The organism is Aliiroseovarius sp. PTFE2010 (assembly GCF_049943335.1).
Classification (GTDB): domain Bacteria; phylum Pseudomonadota; class Alphaproteobacteria; order Rhodobacterales; family Rhodobacteraceae; genus JBNFVY01.
In genome coordinates this window covers 12,448-32,016 of the sequence record NZ_JBNFVY010000007.1, presented here as the reverse complement: position 1 = coordinate 32,016, position 19,569 = coordinate 12,448, and the positions used below count along the sequence as shown (strand labels likewise).

Genomic DNA, 19,569 nt, shown 5'->3' with positions numbered 1-19,569 from the left:
TTGCCCCTCTGGCCGTGCTTGCGCAGACCTGCACCGGGGACCAGGCAAATTGCAAGGGATTTTCAGGTTGACGGGCCGATGCACCGGCGGTAATCAGCGCCCTCAGTGGGCGACAGGCCGCAAGGTGTGGCAGGGGACTGTAACTCCCTCGAGGCGACTCACGCTTGGTTCGATTCCAAGGTCGCCCACCATTTCGCACTTTTGTGTTGAAAAATCCGCTAACACCTTGAAAGGAAAGGTGATATTAGCGGTTCGATAACCTCCATCACGGCTGTACCGCAGGGGCTCTGAAAAGGCCAGTTTCAGCACTGTTCTCTTCAGTGCCAGGCTGCCTTTTTCGTATATATTCCAGAGGTTTGCCAGAAACGTCATGGCGTGTTCGATAACTTCCTCCAGGCGTCCCCGTGGCGGCACGATCTGGGCCGCCTGTTCGGTCAGTCTGATCTTCTGTCGCTCCAGTTTTTTGATCCGTGCCTCGTAAGCCTGAATCACGGAAGGGCTTGCCGCCTCAACGATCCGGTCGAGCAGCGCTTCGGTCTGGGTCTCAATATCCTTGATCTGACGCTCCAACGTCTGTTTCGCGCTACGAGCCTCTGTGAGGCGCATTTCCCAAACGTCGAGGAACATGGCTCTGAACAGCCCAAAGAGCTGCTGAGCGGGCTCTAGAGCACGCAGGATCGCCTCTGCGCCGTCTTCCACATCGTCACGCGGGATTGACTTGCGCTTGGACACGCAGTCCGGCGTGTCGCAGAGATAGTAGGCGTAGTGTTTCTTGCGGCCTTTGGACCAGCATGAGGTCATCGGCTGACCGCAGTCATCACACAGCACAAATCCCCGCAAAGGGAAGTCTTCGTTGATGTCCTTGCGTGCGGGGGCGTAGACGTTGCCGCTCAGCACCCCTTGAATCCGCTCATAGGTAGCGAACGAGATCAACGGCTCGTGATGCCCCTTTCGCAGGGATACACCCCAATCCGGCGCTTCGACGTAACCCGCATAGACGGCGCGCTGAAGCATGTCCTTGACCTTGCTCGGATGGACGTAGCCGCTTGCGCCGCTCTTGGGGAAGTCGGGTTTGGATTCCAGGAACCGCTTCACTTCGACCTGCGAGCCGAAACGCCCGCTGGCATAGCCTTCCAGCGCCTCGGCAATGATCGAGGCGACAGGTTCGTCACGCACCAGCAGTTTGCCGTGCGTGCGGTCCTTGTCGTAGCGATAGCCGACAGGCGGATGAAAGACGTAATAGCCTTTCTCGATCCGTGCTTTCATCTTCTGGATCACCTGACGGTGGTTTTGTTCCCGTTCCAGCTCGCCTTGTGCAGCGAAGTTCGTCTCGACGAACTTGCCTTCTGGCGAGTCGTCCAGCTTGAAGTTCAGGCACTCGATCCGCGCGCCGCGTTGCTGGAATTCGCGCCGGAGCTTGATGTGAAACTCCGTATCCCGCGCGAAGCGCTTGAGATCGTCGAAAATGACCACGTAACTCTTATCCGGCTGCGCATCGAGGTAGCTGAGCAACGCGACCATGCCAGGCCGCTTGATGAAGTCACCGCCAGCGGGCGGGGATCACAGACACCTAATAACGAGCCGGAGATACTGTGATGCAAGCTATGCCGTCCCATGACATACATGCCGTCCCTTTACCGACACGTCGGGGGCTTTCCCGCGTTGAAGCGGCTGAATACATTGGGATCGGAACGTCAAAATTCGACGGGTTGGTCACGGATGGACGTATGCCAAAGCCCAAGAAAATAGACGGACGGCGCGTTTGGGACTTGCGATTAATCGACAAATTCTTTGAGGCCTTGCCCGGTGGCGATGATTCAGACCACAATCCCTGGGACGAATAGATGTTCGAGGGTGCTATGAAGTTTCGGTTAAAGTATGTTGTTGAGGACACCGACAGGCATGGCAACGTGCGGCTATACTATCGCCGCAACGGGCGGAAAACCCGCCTCAGAGGGCCAGCAGGATCGCCCGAGTTCTTACTCGATTATCGCGCCGCCGCTGCCGAACCAAAACCACTGACAAACAAGCCTGAACAAACTGGCCGTGTTGTCCCGCGCAGCATCAGGTGGCTTTGCGTTCAATATTTCAAAAGCGCTATGTTCCAGGAATTGGACCCACGGACCCAAAAAGTCCGCCGCGCGATCCTAGAACGTTTTTGCCAGAACAAAGGTGATGATGACAAACCGTTTGCCCTTTTGCTTCACCGCCATATCCGCGTCCGCCGCGACGAAATGGCAGATCGCCCGGAGGCCGCGAACAGCATGGTTAAGGCTCTGCGGCAACTCTACCGTTTTGCCCTCCGCTATGATCACCACGACGACAACCCTGCCGACAAGGTGGAATACCTAAAAGGCAATGCAGATGGGTTCCATTCCTGGAGCCTGGCAGAGATTGAAAAATTTGAGGACACCCACGCCATAGGGACACCAGCACGGCTTGCCCTTGCCCTGGCTCTCTACACCGGCCAAAGACGCGCTGATTTAGTCGTCTTTGGGAAACAGCATGTCCGAGACGGTTGGTTGATCTTCACCCAGCACAAGGGGCGAAACCGTAGTCCTGTCCGCTTGGAAATTCCAATCATACAGGAATTACAGACAATCATTGACCAAACTCCAACTGGGGACCTGACTTTCCTAGTCACGGCCTTCAATCGACCGTTTACGTCAAATGGCTTTGGCAATCGTTTCCGCAAGTGGTGTGACGAAGCTGGGCTTTCAAACTGTTCTGTTCATGGCCTACGCAAAGCTGCGGCCGCGCGCCTGGCCGAACTGGGATGCACAGAACAGGAAATCATGTCGATTACGGGCCACTGGACCAGTAAGGAAGTGACCCGCTACACACGTGCCGCCAGTCAAAAGACAAGGGCAGAGAGTGCGCTACGCCGCATGTCTGCGGAACAAACACCGGACAAAAGTGTCCCACTTTTAGATGGGGTTGTTTCGAGTGGGACAAAAGCGCAATCTAAATAACTGATATCAAATCAGTATTTAAAATGATGGTGCCCGGGGGCGGAATCGAACCACCGACACGAGGATTTTCAATTTTCCTAGGTAGCCATTCAAACTCTCGCATTTAGCTTCGAACCGACGCAAAAAGTGTTTTGCTTCAATACCGTGTGGTCTCCAATCAATCGCAGAGCAAACCAGTCCGTTTCATCCAAGCTCACCACTATCGGCACCCAACAGGCACCCAACGGCCACACTTACTGGCCATTACGCTCCAAAAAGCATTTTTAGCTTCCCCATTTCGGGTTTCTAGCAAGTGAAATGGCCGATATCCTAGGCCCAAGTTTGCCTATCCTATCGATTTGAAAGTTCCCGCATATTGAGCCGCCTACAACAAAAACCGCTGGTGGGGTTTTTCCTCAATCCCTTTGGAAAACATGCCAAGTACATGGAGTACGATGGGAGCGAGATTGTCGTGCAGGCCAAGCCTTTGGTCTCCGGCACGCTGAGAGAACTAGCGTCAGCTCCAACAGTTGAGAATGGGTTTTGGGGTGCGTCTCTAACGCTCCGATTGGATGACCAACAAGTACACTTGCTCAAGGGCGCTCGACCCGAAGACGCGGTCAATTTCTCAAACGCCATTCGTGCGGACTGGGAAGCGACCATTCAGGCCGACCTTGAACAAAGTCGTGCACTCATTGATGCATTGGTGATGGAAATCGGAGAGCTTTCTAACCCAGCGTCCTACCCGGCAGCATGCGTGGTGTCTCCAATACTGGAGCGCGCTAATGGTCTCGATCAGCGTCTTCTTTCCAAGCTACCACACGAGGCTCTAGAGGATGCACATCGGGATCAAATCGATAAAATACAGGGATTTGTACGAAACGCGCGGCAAATACGTCAGCAAGCAATTTCAGCCTTTGAGGAAAGTCAGCTCGCCGAGTGGACAGATTTCTTCGAAACTTTTGAAAGCAACCCACTGACACCAGAGCAACGGCAATCAATCGTTTCTGATGAAGATGCTACTCTGGTCTTGGCTGGCGCTGGTTCAGGGAAAACCAGCGTCATTACTGCCAAAGCAGGCTACCTACTAAAGTCTGGTGCTAGGAAACCAGAAGAAGTGCTGTTGCTGGCGTTTGCCAGAGACGTTGCCAAAGAGATGAGTGAACGGATCGAGGCTAAATGTGGGGAGCCTTTGGAAGCTCGTACATTCCATTCATTGGCCTATGACATCATAGGGGCCGTTGAAGGAAGCAAGCCAGCTCTGGCTGCCCATGCCACTGATGACAAGGCGTACCTAGCCTTAATCCGAGACATCTTGAGGGCCTTGGTCCGAACGGCGTCAGAAGTGTCAAAGTCCATCGTGGGCTGGTTCTCCCACACACGTCTTGAAGAAAAAAGCGAGTGGGATTTTAAGAAAAAGCACAGCTACTACACTTACATTGAAAAGCTCGATCTTCGCACCCTTCAAGGAGAGCAGGTCAAAAGCTTTGAAGAGTTGATGATTGCCAATTGGCTGTATGAGAACGGTATCGAATACGAGTACGAACCCGACTACGAACATAAGGTTTCCGAAGGTGGCTTCCGTGACTACTGTCCAGATTTTCGCTTAACAAAAAGCGGCGTTTACATTGAGCACTTTGGTGTTCGACGTACGAAATCGGCAGACGGCACCTATCGGCTGTCAACTGCGCCGTTCGTAGATTGCGAAGAATATCTCGCTGGCATGGACTGGAAGCGAGGTGTCCACTCCGAACACGAAACGACGTTGATTGAGACGTTCAGTTATGAGCGAGAAGACGGTTTGCTGCTGCAATCGCTCGCTGAAAAAATTGTGCCCTACGAAACTGTCAATCCAAGGTCACCAGAAACGCTCTTTGACAGGGTAGTGGAGCTGAACCAAGCCGACAGTTTTGTGCAGCTGCTTGGAACCTTCTTGAAGCATTACAAAGGGGGTGGATACCAACTCGACGAATGCGCCGAGAAAGGACGCACCTTGAAGCTTGGCAAACGTGCCAAGGCATTCCTGTCAGTCTTTGAGCCTGTCTATTTGGAGTACCAAAAACAATTAAATGGACGGATCGACTTTGAAGATATGATCCTTCGGGCAACCAAGTATGCCGAGACAGGAGAGTACGCCAGCCCGTTCAAGCACATCTTGGTAGATGAGTTTCAGGACATATCCCGTAGCCGAGGACGCTTGGTCAAAGCTCTAAAGGCCCAACACAGTGATGCACGCGTTTTCGCAGTTGGTGATGACTGGCAGTCGATCTACCGATTTGCCGGGTCCGACATTAACCTCATGCGAAATTTCGGCGATGAGTTTGGGGGCGTGTTTGATGGGCAATCTGGTGTTCATCGCACTGTGGATCTGGGAAGAACTTTCCGCTCAGTCGATCAGATCGCGCATGCTGCAAAAAGATTTGTGCTGCAGAACCCGGCCCAGTTAAACAAGACAGTGATACCAGCTGGCACGTCAGATATGCCTGCGTTGAAAGTTGTCTCAACAATCAAAGCTGATGAGAAAAGCAAGCTGGAGCAAGTGCTTCACTCGTTACAAGGGACGGCTCAACGAGAGCAGCCAGTCTCGGTTTTGTTGCTTGGTCGTTATCGACACCTAGCCCCATCCAATCTCGCGCAACTGCGTCGCAAGTTCTCTGATTTGGACATCTCGTTTCGCACCATCCATGCATCCAAAGGGCTTGAGGCCGACCATGTGGTGATCCTGAATATGTTTCGTGGCCGTACGGGCTTTCCATCAGAAATTGTTGATGACCTACTCCTGAGCCTTGTTTCGCCGGAGGCCGAGCCTTTTGAGAATGCCGAAGAACGCCGGGTTATGTACGTCGCGCTGACACGCGCCCGAAAATCGGTGACTCTTATGGGTTCAGCTTCAAAACAATCAGCCTTCGTTACCGAGTTGTTGGATGATCCTGAGTACGGGACCATAGGCGCTGACGACCAAGTAGAATTCAACCATACCTGCGGCGAATGTGGTGGGCATCTGGTTCCTGTCCCGACCAAATATGGCCGGATATGGTACAGGTGCGAACATGCCACCCTCTGCGGGCATTCATTGAATGCATGTGCTTCCTGCGGCGTTGGTCTGCCAGTTCGGAACAAACGAACCGGTCTAAGCAATTGCTCTTGCGGTACCGAATACCAGAGCTGCCCCAGTTGTGAAGATGGGTGGCTAGTCGAGCGAAAGGGGCGATATGGTCCGTTTCTGGGATGTGTCAGTTTCCCGCGCTGTAAGGGCAAGGCGAAGATCGCAAAGTCAGGGGTTAAAGTTCATTAACATGCGGCCCGCTAGATCAGCAGTTATGGAAGCGCTTTTTTTGAAGCACAGATTCTTTTCGAAACAAAAATCAGTGCAGCATTCAGTATGCGTGGTACGAGAAGCTGGGCCCGTCAAAAAGTGTCTACTAAATTGGGAAGTCTTATGAACGATAGAAGTAAAGAATTTTCGCTGAAGTACCTGTCAGTTCTTGAAAAAGTGCTACAGGTTAATTGGGCTTCCAATGGAGACCCAATCGTTTCCATTGAAGCAATCGACGAAACAACGGTCGAAGCTCTGGCGAAAGAATTGATGGCCCTGCTTCACAGTTCGACAGCTCAGGAAGCCATAGAGTATGAAAGGCGATGTTCAAGAAACGAAATTGTAAGTGTAGGCTTTGGGCTAACTGGAAACTTTTCTGACTTCGTCAAGTTGGGGCTTCTTTGCGGAGATCGAGTTGTCTTATGGGACATTCTTGCCAGCAAGACCCTCAGATCTGGCGTTACGACCCAGAGTGCATCAGATCGGATTGCCGAACTCGCAGGTAATCTTCTAACTTTGAAACCACTTGTGGAAGATGGGGCCGTTGTAGTGCTGCCCCATCCTACGATGTGGAGTGAATTGGCGAGAGACCTTCTCACCGAACTCAAAAAAAACAGTTTGTCAACTTCGGACGTTGGTTTTCTTACAGCTCTGGTGGCAATTATTGAAGGCATGCAACTGCATCCCTACACCTTGGCTGCGACCCCTGATCCCTCACCTGAATTACGAAATACCGATGGAGCCAAAGAGTTTTACTCCAAGTCCAACCAAGACTTTCAAAAGTCCGTTTCAGCACTTCTTGAGTTTGAGGGGATGAAATACCTGCGGGAAGTCAAGCCGACAGATTTTTATGATAGCTTGCAAGATAAAGGCGACTTCAAAAGAGCGCTACGAGGTCAGTTGGCTATGCCGGTTGAGGGGCTATCTGAGCAACAAAAGGCAAGCGAACGTGAGGCGAACATCGCGAACCTGATGTCACTACTTGAGCGACGAAATGCCAAAGTACTTAGTTATGCTTCTGGTGTCGGGGAGGCGAGTATTGGTGCCATATCGGGCACCGTTGCAGCGTTCTCCGTAGAAACAGCAATTTTGCAAGCAGCCGCCTTGGGCGTTAATTCTCTCGTTCAGTTTTGGTCCGCTGGCCATAAGGTTCTTCAATCTCCGCCGAAGAACGTTTTGGTACAAACCTTTGCGAGATTAGAAGGCATGCACAGACCCGCAGCCCAAGATGTTTCAATTGATCATTTTTCGAAAGTTTCAAATGCTAGTCAGGAGGCGAGAGATGCATATTTCGAATTTATGTCGTTCCACTGGACAGAAGAACGGCACTATTTCTTAAAGGGATTATCTGCTGATATGGCGCGCGAAGTCCTTAGTCTCGTAAGCTCATCTGACTTGCAAATAATCGTGAACTGGCGGCGACATCAAGAAGACTACATCGGGGACTATTTAGAATATCTTTCGAGCGTAGATAAAGATGCTTATTGGGATCATTTGTCGGCAACATTTGGTGGCGAAGATGGGCTTTTGATGTACGACAATCTTCATCACGTTGAGATGATGACGTCACGCAGTATGCCGATGCACGTTTGGGACTCAATGCTGAGTGCAATACTCAGTGTTCACTGGAAAGAAATCGAACGAAAGAAGGCCGGTTTTCCACTTGAGTACTTCCCTGAAATAATACGGTTTCAAACCATCGATGCTAGCGATCACCTTGCAAAAAGAGAGCAATTTGTAAATTTCGTCCTCGCACTTAGACCGAAGGATATGTGTACCTTTCTATGGTTTGTAGACGAGGTATACGATGGCGAACGACCAGAGTGGTTGGTGCCGGCATTGAACAGGGCCGAAAACTCCGCCAGCGCCACACTTTAGGTTGAATCAGTAGCCTGTCCATTTCTTTTCAGTTTCACTCAGGACGCTTCCTTCTCAACGATGTTGCCCCAAACCATACCCTGACACGCGGATTCTGGGTGTCTTACAGTGTCTGCATGAAACAGATGCTGACAACCAAATCACTCGACGCGCTGGCTCCGGCGACTGCAAAGCGGTACGAGGTACGCGACCAGAAAGTAAACGGCCTACATGTGCGTGTGTCGACCACAGGTGCCAAGGTGTTCTACACGATGGTCCGTCCGAACGGTGCGCGAAGGCGCATCAAAATCGGTCCTTATCCTGTGGTCTCCCTTGCCGACGCCAGACGCCGCGCAATGGGAATCGCCCGTGATGTCGAGCTGGGCGAGTTCGAAAAGGCCCCTATGGTTTCAGAAGCATCGGTCTCGACGCTGGGCGAGATGATCCCCAAGTTCATCAAGCTTCATGCAAAGCCAAACACGAAAGACTGGAAGCGCACCGAAAGCGTTTTGCACAAGTTCGATGGATTGAAGGATCGGCCTATCGACCAGATCAAACGGCAGGACGTGAGCAAGGTGCTGGACGGTATCATCGCCAATGGCACGCCTACACGCGCAAATCGGGCGCTGTCAGCGATCAAAAAACTCATGAACTGGTGTGTGATGCGCGGCGATATCGAAACGTCGCCTGTGGCTCTCCTCAGGCCGCCTACGCGCGAGGTACAGCGTGATCGCGTTCTGAGCGATGCTGAAATTCGCACGATATGGCAGCACAGCGATGCCGAGGACTACCCATTCGGGCCCTTCCTCAAGCTCCTGCTGATCACGGGGCAGCGCAGGAGCGAGGTCGCCGGAATGCGCTGGTCAGAACTCAACCTTGAAGAGGGCGTCTGGGAACTCCCGGCAAACCGCGTGAAAAACGCTCGCCTGCATATCGTGCCGTTGCCAGATCAAGCTGTGGACATCCTGCGTTCGCTGCACAGGTTCCTCGACAGCGACTTCGTGTTTACGACGACTGGGCGCTCGCCCATCTCGGGTTTCGGGCGACTGAAAGAACGCGTCGATACGGCCCTGCCAGACGGAACGCCCGACTGGCGCTTTCACGACTTTCGGCGCACGGCCTCCACAGGTATGGCGAAGATCGGTGTGGCACCTCATGTGATTGATGCCGTGACCAACCATAAATCAGGAGTCGTCTCGGGCGTCGGCGCAACCTACAATCGTTACACGTATTTCAACGAGAAGCGTGAGGCGCTGGAATTGTGGGCAAACGAACTGGAGAAAATGAACCTGAAATCTTCGGCGACAAGTGTCGAACCGATATAGCTTCTATTCTGAGGTCTATGGATGATCCGCGGTTCCCGGCTTTCTGGGACACGATCAGCCAGCGCGGCAGAACAATGCGCGCTAAGATCGAGGCCATGCCAAGTTCGTTTGAAATTGCGCCCTTCGACAAGTCGCTGACCAAACGTGTCGAGTGGCTGACACGCAATGTGGTTTCTCCCTGCGAAAAGCTGGAAGCTGCATTCCTTGATCAAAGCCTCCCAAATTTCGAACATTGGGAAATCAATTCCATTTTTCCGGCAGAATCCATCGATGGCATCCGGCAAGCGATAGGCGACCTGAAGCAGCGGGCGGACGGCCTCATAGCCACTATGCAGGTCGAGATAGGGCAAGACATTTCGCACAATTCCGAAATCAAGTTTACCATCGTTTTTGACGCATTGGCTGACCTCCACCAACACTTCCCGGAAATCCCCCTTTCTCGCGGCAACTGGGACTCCGAGATAGGTGAAATGGTAGGAATATTGCCTGCCTACGTACGTAGAGTTTATTTTGAAATTACTGGTGAAGATGATCAACTTAACGTTCAAATTCAAGATATTATCCGCGATCAAAGAAAGAACCAGCGCACATTGAGTTGAGACATTCAGGACCTTCGCTCGCATTGTGATCCAACCTGATCCATCTTCTGTCTTGTCGGAGCGCTCCTTCGCAAACGCAACAATGCAGAAGGAAAAAGACAATGGATATCTCGAAAGGGCAAAAGGCCCTCGCAACACGCGCTGATCTAAAGCGTCTTGGCATCATCGTAAGCAATAGTACGCTTTTGCGCTGGGAGGCCCGTGGGCGGTTTCCACGCCGTGTGCGCCTCGCTGGCACTAGTGTCGCGTGGCTGCTGAAAGAGATCGAACAGTGGCTCGCTGAGCGCGCCGTTGAACGTGACACATGGCACTATGCGGATGCGAGCTGACTATGACCAAGAATCTTTTGATTGGAATCACCTATTACGGCCTACAGAATCTCGACATCCATTATGATTACGAAGACCTAGTCAAAATGGAAGAACAAGGCCGGTTCCCGAAACAGATCATGAAACGTGTCTGGTTGATGGAGCAGGTGCTGGAATGGCATCGGATCAATATTGATCGGCTCCCCCCAAAGCTCGATTAACTCAGAAAACTGAGATGGGGCGCTAGTCGCCCCATCACCCTCAACAATTTTGCAAGTGAGACTGCCGCGCCAATCGCGCGAACAGTGAAGTCTTGCTTGCAGGAAGGACATTCACATGACGAAGAAAGAAACCTACGTGCCCAATCGGCACCCCAAGAACACGGCTCGGATCTTTAAGGACCTTGACGACGACGCAGATGTCACCCGCAGCCAATATCAGTTTTTCATGGATGTTTGGGATTTCTGGGAAGTGCCGAAAGGTACGATCTATACCTTCTTGGGCTTCAAGAGGGTGTCGGACGGCAAGTGGATCGAGAAGCCCATCAAGATCAAGAACGGCGCGTTTTCGACAGAGCTTTTCGACCTTTTGACCCAGTTCAATCGTTGGGACTACGACCAGTATTTCTGTCCAAATGCCTTCTCCAAACCACGTCGAAAGCGACGGTACGCCCTGCCGACACGTTTCGGGTGGTGCGATATCGACGAGAGTGAACCAGACGCCTATGACCCGTGGCCAAGCTTGGTCTGGGAGACTTCGCAGGATCGGTATCAGGCGCTTTGGTCATGGGACACGTACCACGAACCGGACGAGGCCGAGGGTTTCTCCAAGGCTCTCGCATATCGGCACGGTGGCGACAGGAACGGCTGGACGATCACGAAGATGCTGCGCCTCATGGGATCGGTCAACCACAAGCCCCAGTACGACGAACCCTACGTCCACACGGTTGCATGTAACTGGACGAAAATCCGCGCGCGTCCGCTCGACTTGAAGCGAGATCGAAAGAAGCTGACGGGTCCTCTGTCCGAGGTAGATGTCGATCCGACCAAATTCGATAGAGCGGAGGTTATCAGGAAGTATCGCAAGGACCTGCATCCGAAGGCGCGCACCTTAATGGGCAACCGAAAGGCATATGAGCCAAACCGCTCTGCGCAGATTTTCCACATGATCGCTGCGCTACACGAGGCAGGCGCCTGTCATGACGAGATCGCCAGCGTAATTTGGCCGAACCCGTATTTCGTCGAAAAGCACGGGCATGACCTCGGCAAGCTCAACGAAGAAATCGCCCGCGTGGTCTCGAAGCAGGAGGTCTCCAAATGAGTAGGAAGATTTCCATGAAATCGCGTGTTGCCCGGTTTCCCAAGAAGACGTCCAACCGATCCTCATCGTCAGACGGGCTGACAACTTTTTCGGCCAATGACCTGCAAGCGATGGAGTTTCCACCCCTTGAATTCTTAGTTGAGGGGTTAATCACCGAGGGTCTAACGTTACTGGCTGGCAAGCCCAAAATGGGCAAGTCATGGATGGCGCTGGATATAGCGATGTCTGTGGCCATCGGCTGCGACGCACTAGGCGACAGGGCGTGCAAGAAAGGCACGACGCTGTATTGCGCGCTTGAGGACAATCCGAGGCGCTTGCGACGACGAATGGCGCATGTCTATGGCGACCAAGCCACATGGCCGAAGAACTTTCATTTCACGACCCAGATGAAAAAGCTGGACGATGGGGGAAGCGAACAGCTTGAAGACTGGTTTCAGGAACACCGCCCTAGCTTGATCATCATCGATACATTGGTGTGTGTCAGGTCGGCTTCAAAGAGGAGAACCGAGTATGAGGCCGACTATGCCACTCTAGCGCCCCTTCAAAGGCTCGCAGGCGAGTACGGGATTGCAATAATCATCGTTCATCACCAGAGAAAAATGGGTAGTGAAGACCCGTTGGACACGGTGTCGGGAACCACAGGATTATCAGGGGGCGTCGATAACATCCTGATCCTTGACCGCAAAAGCCATGGAGTAACCCTCTATGGACGTGGGCGAGAAATGGATGACATCGACATCACCGTGGAACTCAACGATGGATACTGGCGAATTCTTGGCGACAGCGATGCCGTGAAGATATCGAGCCAACGACGAGCGATCATCGATGTGCTCAAAAGCGCAGAAAGGCCTATGGGGCCTAAAGAAATCTCAGAAGCGTTAGACAGGCCTCAAGACAGCGTGCGCCAATTGCTCACAAGCATGGCGAAAGATGGGGAGGTGAAGAAGCAAACACGCGGCAAGTACGAATCGCCGTGAACTGAGCAAGTGCGATCACTTTGATCACGAAATCACTTTGGCGACTCGAATGTGATGATGTGATCGAAGTGATCGACCTTCAGCGAAAACGCCAATCGGCTAGGGGGGCAAAATCTCGGTAGTCGATATGACCCGTTGTCTGTCCACAGAGCGCACGTCGAAAAAAAACACCTTCCCCCCATTCCCCTGTGGTCAATTGTTGCCTTTGCCTTTGCCTTTGCCTTTGCCTTGGCAAGCTTGGCCCGATGCGCCCGAGACCGACACGCGGACTATTGATCAGGCTGTTTGAGGTGGGGCGGAACCAAATATCTGAGTCTTTTCAATAGGTCCGCTTTCACGACAATCTGCAATCGCTGATTTGGGTGCCGCGTGGGTGGGTTCACTCATCGGCTAGAGTGTCCGTGGCGTCATTTTGAACCCATCCCTTTTTGTGGAAGTGGCGCAGCACGATGGTGCGGTTGTACAGGGGAAAGCCGATCCACAGACCGTTGGCTGTGATCAGCGACAAGATCGACCATAGGAACATCCCCTTGAATAAATAGTAAAGCGGACCGAATAGCAGGCACCACAGTCGGTGCCAGTTTCCAAGAATGACCTTCTCCTGCCCGTTGAATTTCCATGTTGCCCGAATGACCATTGTGGTCTCCTTTTCTGGTTACGGTTGCAACAGCGCAATAAGATCGAGCAGTGATAGGCGTCAGGGTAAATCCTAGATGACTGGGCGTCTGCGCGGCGCACAGGGGCCAGCACTGGCGTCAGCGGCGCTTTCGTCGTAACACGACGTTTGTCACGGCCACAACGCCCTCTGGCTCAATGTAACGCGGCCACGCGCGCTTAAAGCCGTATGCTCTAGGGATTTGTTGTGGGGTTGTCCCTGACATGCCTGCAGACCTCGTCTTATCGACCTGCATCAGAAACCTAGGAGATCAAAATGTCAGACATCATCACACTGAAAACCCTCTGCGAAGAACTCAAGATCGACCCACGCGAGGCCCGTGAAAAGCTGCGTGCTGCTGTCAGTGACGCGAAGGCCAACCCCGAACTGGCAAAGACACGAAAACCACGGACGCCATGGCAGTGGGTGAAAGGCAGTGGAGCCGAGGTCGAAGCTCGGAAAATACTAGGTGACGGGAAGTAACAAGGCACTTGCACAAAATGTGGTAATTCTGCAGTGTTGATCGCAATTAATTCAACCCATGCAGGTACTACTTGTCGAGCTTTCACCTAAACGAAATTTACACACCGCCGAATGCATTGCCAGCCGCTGATATCGTTTTTCTTCACGGGCTGGGTGATGCATTCCAAACATGTTGGCAGAATAGTTCTAGCACAGACGATGAGATTTGGCCCGTTTGGCTGGCAGAGATCTTTCCCGGCGTTGCAATTTGGGGGTTGGATTATCCTACCTCAAAGTTCAGCACTTTTCTCAATGCTCCCGATCTTTCAATATTTACAGTTGCCGCGAGTTTAGCAGAGCTTTTGCGAGCAAAGAAAATTGGCCAAAGACCTATTGTGTTCATTTGCCATAGCCTCGGTGGTGTCATTGCAAAGGCCATTTTAAGAACCTGTGAAAGCTCAACGACGCCACAAAAGAAAGCTGTATTTGATAACTGCAAGGGTGTCGCCTTCATTGCGAGCCCTCACTCAGGGGCATCCCTCCCTACACTGCTCTCGTTGATCCCGGGTGTTGCTTCGAGACAAACGAAAGAGCTGGTGCGTGCCAATGCTGTCCTGACAGAATTGCACGGTTGGTACCAAGGCAAAGCCCCGACCTCGGGCGTGAGTACATGTGCATTGTACGAGACGATGCCAACCAAAGGGGTGACAATCGTAGACTCCGGCTCGGCAAACCCGGGTGTTCCGAACTGTGATCCTGTGCCAATTGACGCTAACCATGTCGATATCTGTAAGTTTCATGACAAAGAGCAACTTGGTTTTTTAAGTATTAACAATTTCCTCGAAGAGGTTTTCGATGCGGCCTCTATAGATACTTCGGATCATTCATCATTGGATGATTTGGAATACTACATCTCCACCGTAAAGGGGGATCGGTTGACGTTGGCCGAAAAGCTGGAAATCGGGGGGAAAGGTGATCGTGAGATTGACGACGCTGAGGCTGAAAAAGAACGCATACACAAACTGGTTCGTAGAAATGCCATTTCGGCAAGTGCCCGAAAAAAGTACCGTCAGTTCCTAAGTGAAATACTTACCCTTTTTAGGATACATGTTGCCCCACTAATTCGATCTGGCGAGGACGAGATAACAGTCAACAGCGCAATACATGCAAAACTACTTGAGCCTTTAAGCGCTAAGGTCGGAGCAAATGATTTGTTCAATATCGCAGATATTCACAGTGCGATTTTTTACCTGACAGGGAACTGTCACATCGATTGGGCCAAGACAAATGATTAGAATTTGGCACCCGATGCGAGACCCGCATCACTGTTGCTTCAGGATGTTGGCTTTGATCACAGCCTCTCCACGACGTCTTTCCGTTTCTCGTGCATCACTGCTCGACACATTCTTGTTGTTTCCAGAGTACTTGCACGAAATTCAATATACAGGGTTCGGGGAACTTCGAGGGTCACTACAAAAACTAAACCTCCCCAAGATGAAAGACAGCTTTATAAACCTCCCAGATATTCGGATCGTGTACCGTGAACTTCAGGTATTCCAGCGTGCTGCGTTGCACCAATTGGTGGCCAAAAATATACTTTCTTCACCCTCTTTCAAAGATAGTAGGCTTCAGATGTCCGAGAAGGGAATGCCCAGCGACTTAAGTCAAACAATTCAAGCTTTCGTGGCTGAAAATTCCGCGCAGTTGGCGTTCATCGCCAATGATCTAAACGCCATTCCGCTCGACGGCCCTATGGGTCTATTTCGCAGAACCAATTTGGAAATGGGAGGGCGACTTAGGTAATGTCATCGATACTAAAGTTGAACCAACTGGTGGTTATGAAGAGTGGGAAGCGAGCCTATGATGAGAAATTTCACTCAGGTTTGAACATCATTCACGGCACTAACGGCTCAGGAAAATCAACGATATTGGATTTCATTTTCTTTGCTCTGGGTGGAAACCTAACTGACTGGAAGCAGTATGCTCAGTATTGCGAAACTGTTTTTGCAGAAATATCTACAAACGGGACAATACTAACGCTCAAACGCGAAGTATCGAAAGACAACAACCGTCCGATGTCAATTTACTTCGGAAAACTTGAAGATGGTTTGACGAGTGCAGCCGAGGGTTGGCAGCGGTTTCCCTACGCTCGCAATGAACACTCACAAACATTCAGTCAAATATTGTTCAAGGCGCTTGGTCTCCCCGAAATTCCCGGTGACGAGGGTTCGAACATTACAATGCATCAGATTTTAAGACTGATGTACGTGGACCAATCAACGCCGTTTCAGCGGATTTTCCGAAGTGAAGACTTCGATCCAAGGGATACCCGAGAAGCTGTCTCGGAGCTTCTATGCGGTATTGGTAACAATGAGCTGTACTCCAAGCGAATTTTACTTCGTGAGAAGAAAAAGAGTGAGACCGAACTTGGGGCAAAGCTGACCAATCTCATGCGAGCTACATCCAACTTGGGTGAAAATTTCGTTGAAGGAGCATTTGAAAGCGAAACAAATAATTTGACGGGCCGAAGGGAGGCGCTTCAAAAGGAAATAGTCGCCCTGCACGAAGATGACATCGACAGTTCAAAAGTCGCGAAAAATGCTGAGAATGACCGGCGAAAACTGTATCAAGCAATAAGCAAAGATCGGGACGCACTGGTTTCATCTGAACGGGAGATTGCAGCGCTAGAGTTTGAGATCAGGGATAGTGAACAATTCCTAAATCATCTCGCGCAGTTGCTAAAAGATTTTGATCGTACAGCCGTGACGTTCTCTGCCATTGGTGACGTGCCGTTTGAACTGTGTCCAGCCTGCTTGCAGCCATTGACGGATACAGACGACAAACACTGCCACCTTTGCAAAGAAGCGCTTCCCAGAGATGAAAAAGATACCAAGCTGTTTGAGCTCCGAATGGATATCGACGGTCAGATAGTCGAGAGTAAACGACTGCAGGGAAAACGAGTAGAAAAATTGGAAGCGGCCAAGAAATCTGCCACAGGCCTAAAGTCGCGTATGACACGGGCAATGAAACAGTTTGATGAGCTTCGCAACGCTTCCGTAGATGGAAGAACCGCGCTGGTTTCTGAAAAGAGCCGTGAACTTGGAAAAATTGACGCTCGACTTGATGAGCTGAGCAAGTTTTCCGACCTCAGAAAGCAAATCACTGATCTCAAAGAGGCGAAAGAGCTAGCCTCAGCTGAGGTAACAAAACTTCGCAATGCTATAGAAGCGCTGGAGATTGCCCGCGAAACGCGACGTCGCGTTGTAAAGACCGAAATCGCCTCAGATACTAAACGGGTTCTGGAAAAGGATCTCAAAGAGCATAATGACTTCGAAGCGTTGGACAACTTTGACTTCAGCTTCGAAGACGATTGGTTTGCGATCAATGGTGACCCCAATATCACCACTAGCGCTAGTGGCATGGTCGTGGTGAAGAACAGCCTTTTCCTAGGTATGTTGCTAGCTTCGTTGAAAGACCATCAAATGATGTATCCGCGTTTCCTATTGTTGGACAACGTCGAAGACAAAGGAATGGTAGGCGACCGTGTTCGCAACTTCCAGAAAGCGATAGCTGACCTGATGGATCAAGAAAGCGCGCCGCATCAAATTATTATGACTACTTCGACACTAAACCCAGCTTTGGCCCGTGAAGATTATATCGTCGGCCCTTCGTACTCCAAACAAAACAGAACTCTTAAAATTCAGGGTGGTGCTTTGGGTGCATGATAATTGGAGCCTCGGCACCCAATTGGCACCCAGTCGCGACGACCACAAATTACTAGCTTACTAGTAACTGCATTAACCATTTGAATTTACTTGGTAAAAATGGTGCCCGGGGGCGGAATCGAACCACCGACACGAGGATTTTCAATCCACTGCTCTACCCCTGAGCTACCCGGGCACGGGTGAAGGCGGCTGCCTTCGGGTTGCGACTGATTAGACGGATGGCCGGGCAGTGTCCAGCCTGTTTTGTGCAAAAATTCAATGGGGGCGCGACGTGTCTTGGTCAGCCTCTTCGGCGAAAGCGTCGGCCAACTCATCGGGGTCGTCTTCGCCACTTCCCTCGAGCACATACGCCCCTTTGAGCCATTTACCCAGATCAACGTCGGCGCAGCGGCGTGAGCAGAACGGCCGGACTTTGGCGTCAGTTTGTTTTCCACATATTGGACAGGGCATGGGTCACCTTGTGAGTATATCGGCCAGCGGAAGACGCTCGCGTTTGCGCTGCAGTTCATAATGGCCCAGCGGGGTCCATCCGGCCAGCGCCGTTTCGATGCCATCGGCCTTGAAAGCAGCGCGCACCACATGCTCGAATTGCTTGCGATCCTTCTTGGGCATAGGCGCCAGATCCAGCGTGATCGCGCCGCCAAGGCCCCTGCAACGCAGCAAACGCGGCAAGGCGCGGGCCAGCGCGAGATTTGCCTTGAGCCCCGCCGCAAGGGAAGTATCACGACCGGTGTTGACATCGACTGCAACCAAGGCGCGTGTCGGTTCAATCCAGGCAAATGCCCCACCATCAAGATCGCAGCGCGGTGACAAGGTGGCGTCGAGCGCTTCATGAACCCCATGGTCGTTCAGCGCGTTGGCCGAATCGTCAATAACGTCGGGATGCGGCCAATCGCGCCAAGCCAGTTCATGTGCATCCGGCGCTGAAAGCAGCAATTCGGGTACGCCATCGGCATCGGCCACGACCGCCTCGGCGGTGGAGCGCATCGCCTCGATATCCGCGGCTATTGCGTCCTCGTCCGCCCCCTCGCAGGCCGAGCGCAGGATAAGCCCGAACGGGCAATCCGCCAAGATGTCCACGGCGATTTCCTTGAGGCGAACGCGTTCTTCCTCGTCCTTGATGGCGCGGCTGATATTCAGACCGGGGGCATCCGGCGTCACGATCGCATAGCGGGACTTGAACAGTATCCGCGGCGTGACCGGAGTCGCCTTGCCACCTTCCGCGTGCCCGGTCACCTGTACTAGGATGGACTGGCCTGTGCGCACCGCCTTCGCCCCGCGAAGGTATCCACGCATACCACCCCCCAAGTCACAGATGATGCCGCCCTGCCCTTTCATTGGCCGCCCGACTTTGGCGCGAAAGATCGCGCCAGGGCTCGGCGCCGCGCCTTCAGGTGCATCCACCAGCAAATCATCAAGCTGTCCATCAACGAAACGTGCGGCAACACGTTGTCCGTTCACTTGTCCAAGCGCAACGACCGAACCCTTCATGACCACGCCCCCAGCACGTCAACGCCTGCGGCCTGCAACAATGTCGCGGTTTCGGCCACCGGTAATCCCATAACGGCAGAAAAACTGCCTTCGATCCAAGGCAGAAACGCGCCGGCAGGGCCCTGAATGCCATAGCCGCCGGCCTTGCCCCGCCAATCGTCGCTGTCGACATAGGCTGCGATCTCGGCGTCCGACAGACGTTTCATCCGCACAGCTGTCACCACGTCGCGTTCCCAAATCTGGTCACTCGATCGCACTGCAACCGCCGTGATCACGCGATGGCGCCTTCCGGACAACAGCCGCAGGAACGCTGCAGCTTCATCGGCGTCTTCGGCCTTGCCCAAAATGCGACGCCCCACGGCGACGGTGGTATCGGCGCACAGTAAAAGTTCGCCCGGTACAACAGCCAGGGCCTGTGCCTTTTCGCGGGCCATGCGGACGCAATATGGCCTGGGCAATTCCCCAGGCCGTGGCGTTTCATCTATATCGGGCGAACGGATATCGTCGGGTTGCAGCCCGATTTGCGCCAAAAGTTCCTTTCTGCGCGGACTTCCCGACCCAAGAATAAGGCGCACAGACACCT

General features: G+C 52.4%; 17 protein-coding genes, 2 tRNA genes and 2 pseudogenes. 15 read left to right on the top strand and 6 right to left on the bottom strand.

Annotated features, from left to right (window positions below):
- Positions 1-107: 107 nt before the first annotated feature.
- Both ACP2AV_RS11095 and ACP2AV_RS11090 read left to right on the top strand, forming a co-directional pair.
- A tRNA-Tyr gene (locus ACP2AV_RS11095) sits at positions 108-191 on the top strand.
- A gap of 184 nt (positions 192-375) precedes the next feature.
- Positions 376-666, top strand: a complete 291-nt coding sequence (locus ACP2AV_RS11090) for a hypothetical protein (RefSeq protein ID WP_426372783.1) — start codon at positions 376-378, stop codon at positions 664-666.
- Between the two features lie 36 nt (positions 667-702).
- Here the strand turns inward: ACP2AV_RS11090 and ACP2AV_RS11085 are convergent.
- Positions 703-1,521 (bottom strand): annotated as a pseudogene (locus ACP2AV_RS11085) (recombinase family protein); the annotation flags it as partial.
- 323 nt (positions 1,522-1,844) lie between these two features.
- Here ACP2AV_RS11085 and ACP2AV_RS11080 point away from each other — a divergent pair.
- From ACP2AV_RS11080 to ACP2AV_RS11040, 9 genes are all read left to right on the top strand, one after another.
- Complete coding sequence (locus ACP2AV_RS11080; RefSeq protein WP_426372782.1) at positions 1,845-2,972, top strand: tyrosine-type recombinase/integrase; 1,128 nt, start codon at positions 1,845-1,847, stop codon at positions 2,970-2,972.
- A gap of 424 nt (positions 2,973-3,396) precedes the next feature.
- Entirely contained in the window at positions 3,397-6,246 is a 2,850-nt protein-coding gene (locus ACP2AV_RS11075) for a UvrD-helicase domain-containing protein (RefSeq protein WP_426372871.1), read from the top strand.
- A gap of 144 nt (positions 6,247-6,390) precedes the next feature.
- Positions 6,391-8,145, top strand: coding sequence for a hypothetical protein (locus ACP2AV_RS11070; protein WP_426372781.1), 1,755 nt, complete (start codon positions 6,391-6,393; stop codon positions 8,143-8,145).
- A gap of 116 nt (positions 8,146-8,261) precedes the next feature.
- Complete coding sequence (locus ACP2AV_RS11065) at positions 8,262-9,449, top strand: tyrosine-type recombinase/integrase (protein ID WP_426372780.1); 1,188 nt, start codon at positions 8,262-8,264, stop codon at positions 9,447-9,449.
- 17 nt (positions 9,450-9,466) lie between these two features.
- Positions 9,467-10,048, top strand: a complete 582-nt coding sequence (locus tag ACP2AV_RS11060; RefSeq protein WP_426372779.1) for a hypothetical protein — start codon at positions 9,467-9,469, stop codon at positions 10,046-10,048.
- 101 nt (positions 10,049-10,149) lie between these two features.
- Positions 10,150-10,377 carry a helix-turn-helix transcriptional regulator gene (locus tag ACP2AV_RS11055; RefSeq protein ID WP_426372778.1) on the top strand — a complete coding sequence of 76 codons (228 nt, stop codon included), beginning with the start codon at positions 10,150-10,152 and terminating at the stop codon, positions 10,375-10,377.
- A gap of 2 nt (positions 10,378-10,379) precedes the next feature.
- Entirely contained in the window at positions 10,380-10,577 is a 198-nt protein-coding gene (locus ACP2AV_RS11050; RefSeq protein ID WP_426372777.1) for a hypothetical protein, read from the top strand.
- 115 nt (positions 10,578-10,692) lie between these two features.
- Positions 10,693-11,676, top strand: coding sequence for a DNA-primase RepB domain-containing protein (locus ACP2AV_RS11045; RefSeq protein ID WP_426372776.1), 984 nt, complete (start codon positions 10,693-10,695; stop codon positions 11,674-11,676).
- A 14-nt stretch (positions 11,677-11,690) separates the two neighbouring features.
- Positions 11,691-12,653 (top strand): AAA family ATPase, encoded by a 963-nt coding sequence (locus ACP2AV_RS11040; RefSeq protein ID WP_426372775.1) that lies wholly within the window; start codon positions 11,691-11,693, stop codon positions 12,651-12,653.
- 379 nt (positions 12,654-13,032) lie between these two features.
- Here ACP2AV_RS11040 and ACP2AV_RS11035 read toward each other — a convergent pair whose 3' ends face one another.
- Positions 13,033-13,290, bottom strand: coding sequence for a hypothetical protein (locus ACP2AV_RS11035; RefSeq protein ID WP_426372774.1), 258 nt, complete (start codon positions 13,288-13,290; stop codon positions 13,033-13,035).
- Positions 13,291-13,584: 294 nt separating this feature from the next.
- Between ACP2AV_RS11035 and ACP2AV_RS11030 the strand changes: the two genes are divergently transcribed.
- The 4 genes from ACP2AV_RS11030 to ACP2AV_RS11015 all read left to right on the top strand — a co-directional run bounded on the left by ACP2AV_RS11030 (position 13,585) and on the right by ACP2AV_RS11015 (position 17,495).
- The gene (locus ACP2AV_RS11030) at positions 13,585-13,791 is read left to right on the top strand and encodes a hypothetical protein (protein WP_426372773.1); all 207 of its coding nucleotides are present in this window, start codon (positions 13,585-13,587) and stop codon (positions 13,789-13,791) included.
- A 71-nt stretch (positions 13,792-13,862) separates the two neighbouring features.
- Entirely contained in the window at positions 13,863-15,065 is a 1,203-nt protein-coding gene (locus ACP2AV_RS11025) for an ABC-three component system protein (protein ID WP_426372772.1), read from the top strand.
- Positions 15,058-15,573 carry an ABC-three component system middle component 5 gene (locus ACP2AV_RS11020; RefSeq protein WP_426372771.1) on the top strand — a complete coding sequence of 172 codons (516 nt, stop codon included), beginning with the start codon at positions 15,058-15,060 and terminating at the stop codon, positions 15,571-15,573. Before ACP2AV_RS11025 ends, ACP2AV_RS11020 begins: the two co-directional genes overlap by 8 nt.
- Entirely contained in the window at positions 15,573-17,495 is a 1,923-nt protein-coding gene (locus ACP2AV_RS11015) for an AAA family ATPase (protein WP_426372770.1), read from the top strand. The genes ACP2AV_RS11020 and ACP2AV_RS11015 overlap by 1 nt, the downstream gene beginning before the upstream one ends.
- A gap of 100 nt (positions 17,496-17,595) precedes the next feature.
- On the opposite strand, the gene ACP2AV_RS11010 is transcribed toward ACP2AV_RS11015, so the two are convergent.
- The 4 genes and pseudogenes from ACP2AV_RS11010 to ACP2AV_RS10995 form a co-directional block, all read right to left on the bottom strand.
- A tRNA-Phe gene (locus ACP2AV_RS11010) sits at positions 17,596-17,670 on the bottom strand.
- A gap of 200 nt (positions 17,671-17,870) precedes the next feature.
- Positions 17,871-17,945 (bottom strand): annotated as a pseudogene (gene yacG, locus ACP2AV_RS11005) (DNA gyrase inhibitor YacG); the annotation flags it as partial.
- Between the two features lie 3 nt (positions 17,946-17,948).
- Positions 17,949-18,986 (bottom strand): ribonuclease E/G, encoded by a 1,038-nt coding sequence (locus ACP2AV_RS11000; RefSeq protein ID WP_426372769.1) that lies wholly within the window; start codon positions 18,984-18,986, stop codon positions 17,949-17,951.
- Entirely contained in the window at positions 18,983-19,561 is a 579-nt protein-coding gene (locus tag ACP2AV_RS10995) for a Maf family protein (protein WP_426372768.1), read from the bottom strand. The genes ACP2AV_RS11000 and ACP2AV_RS10995 overlap by 4 nt, the downstream gene beginning before the upstream one ends.
- Between the last annotated feature and the right edge of the window lie 8 nt (positions 19,562-19,569).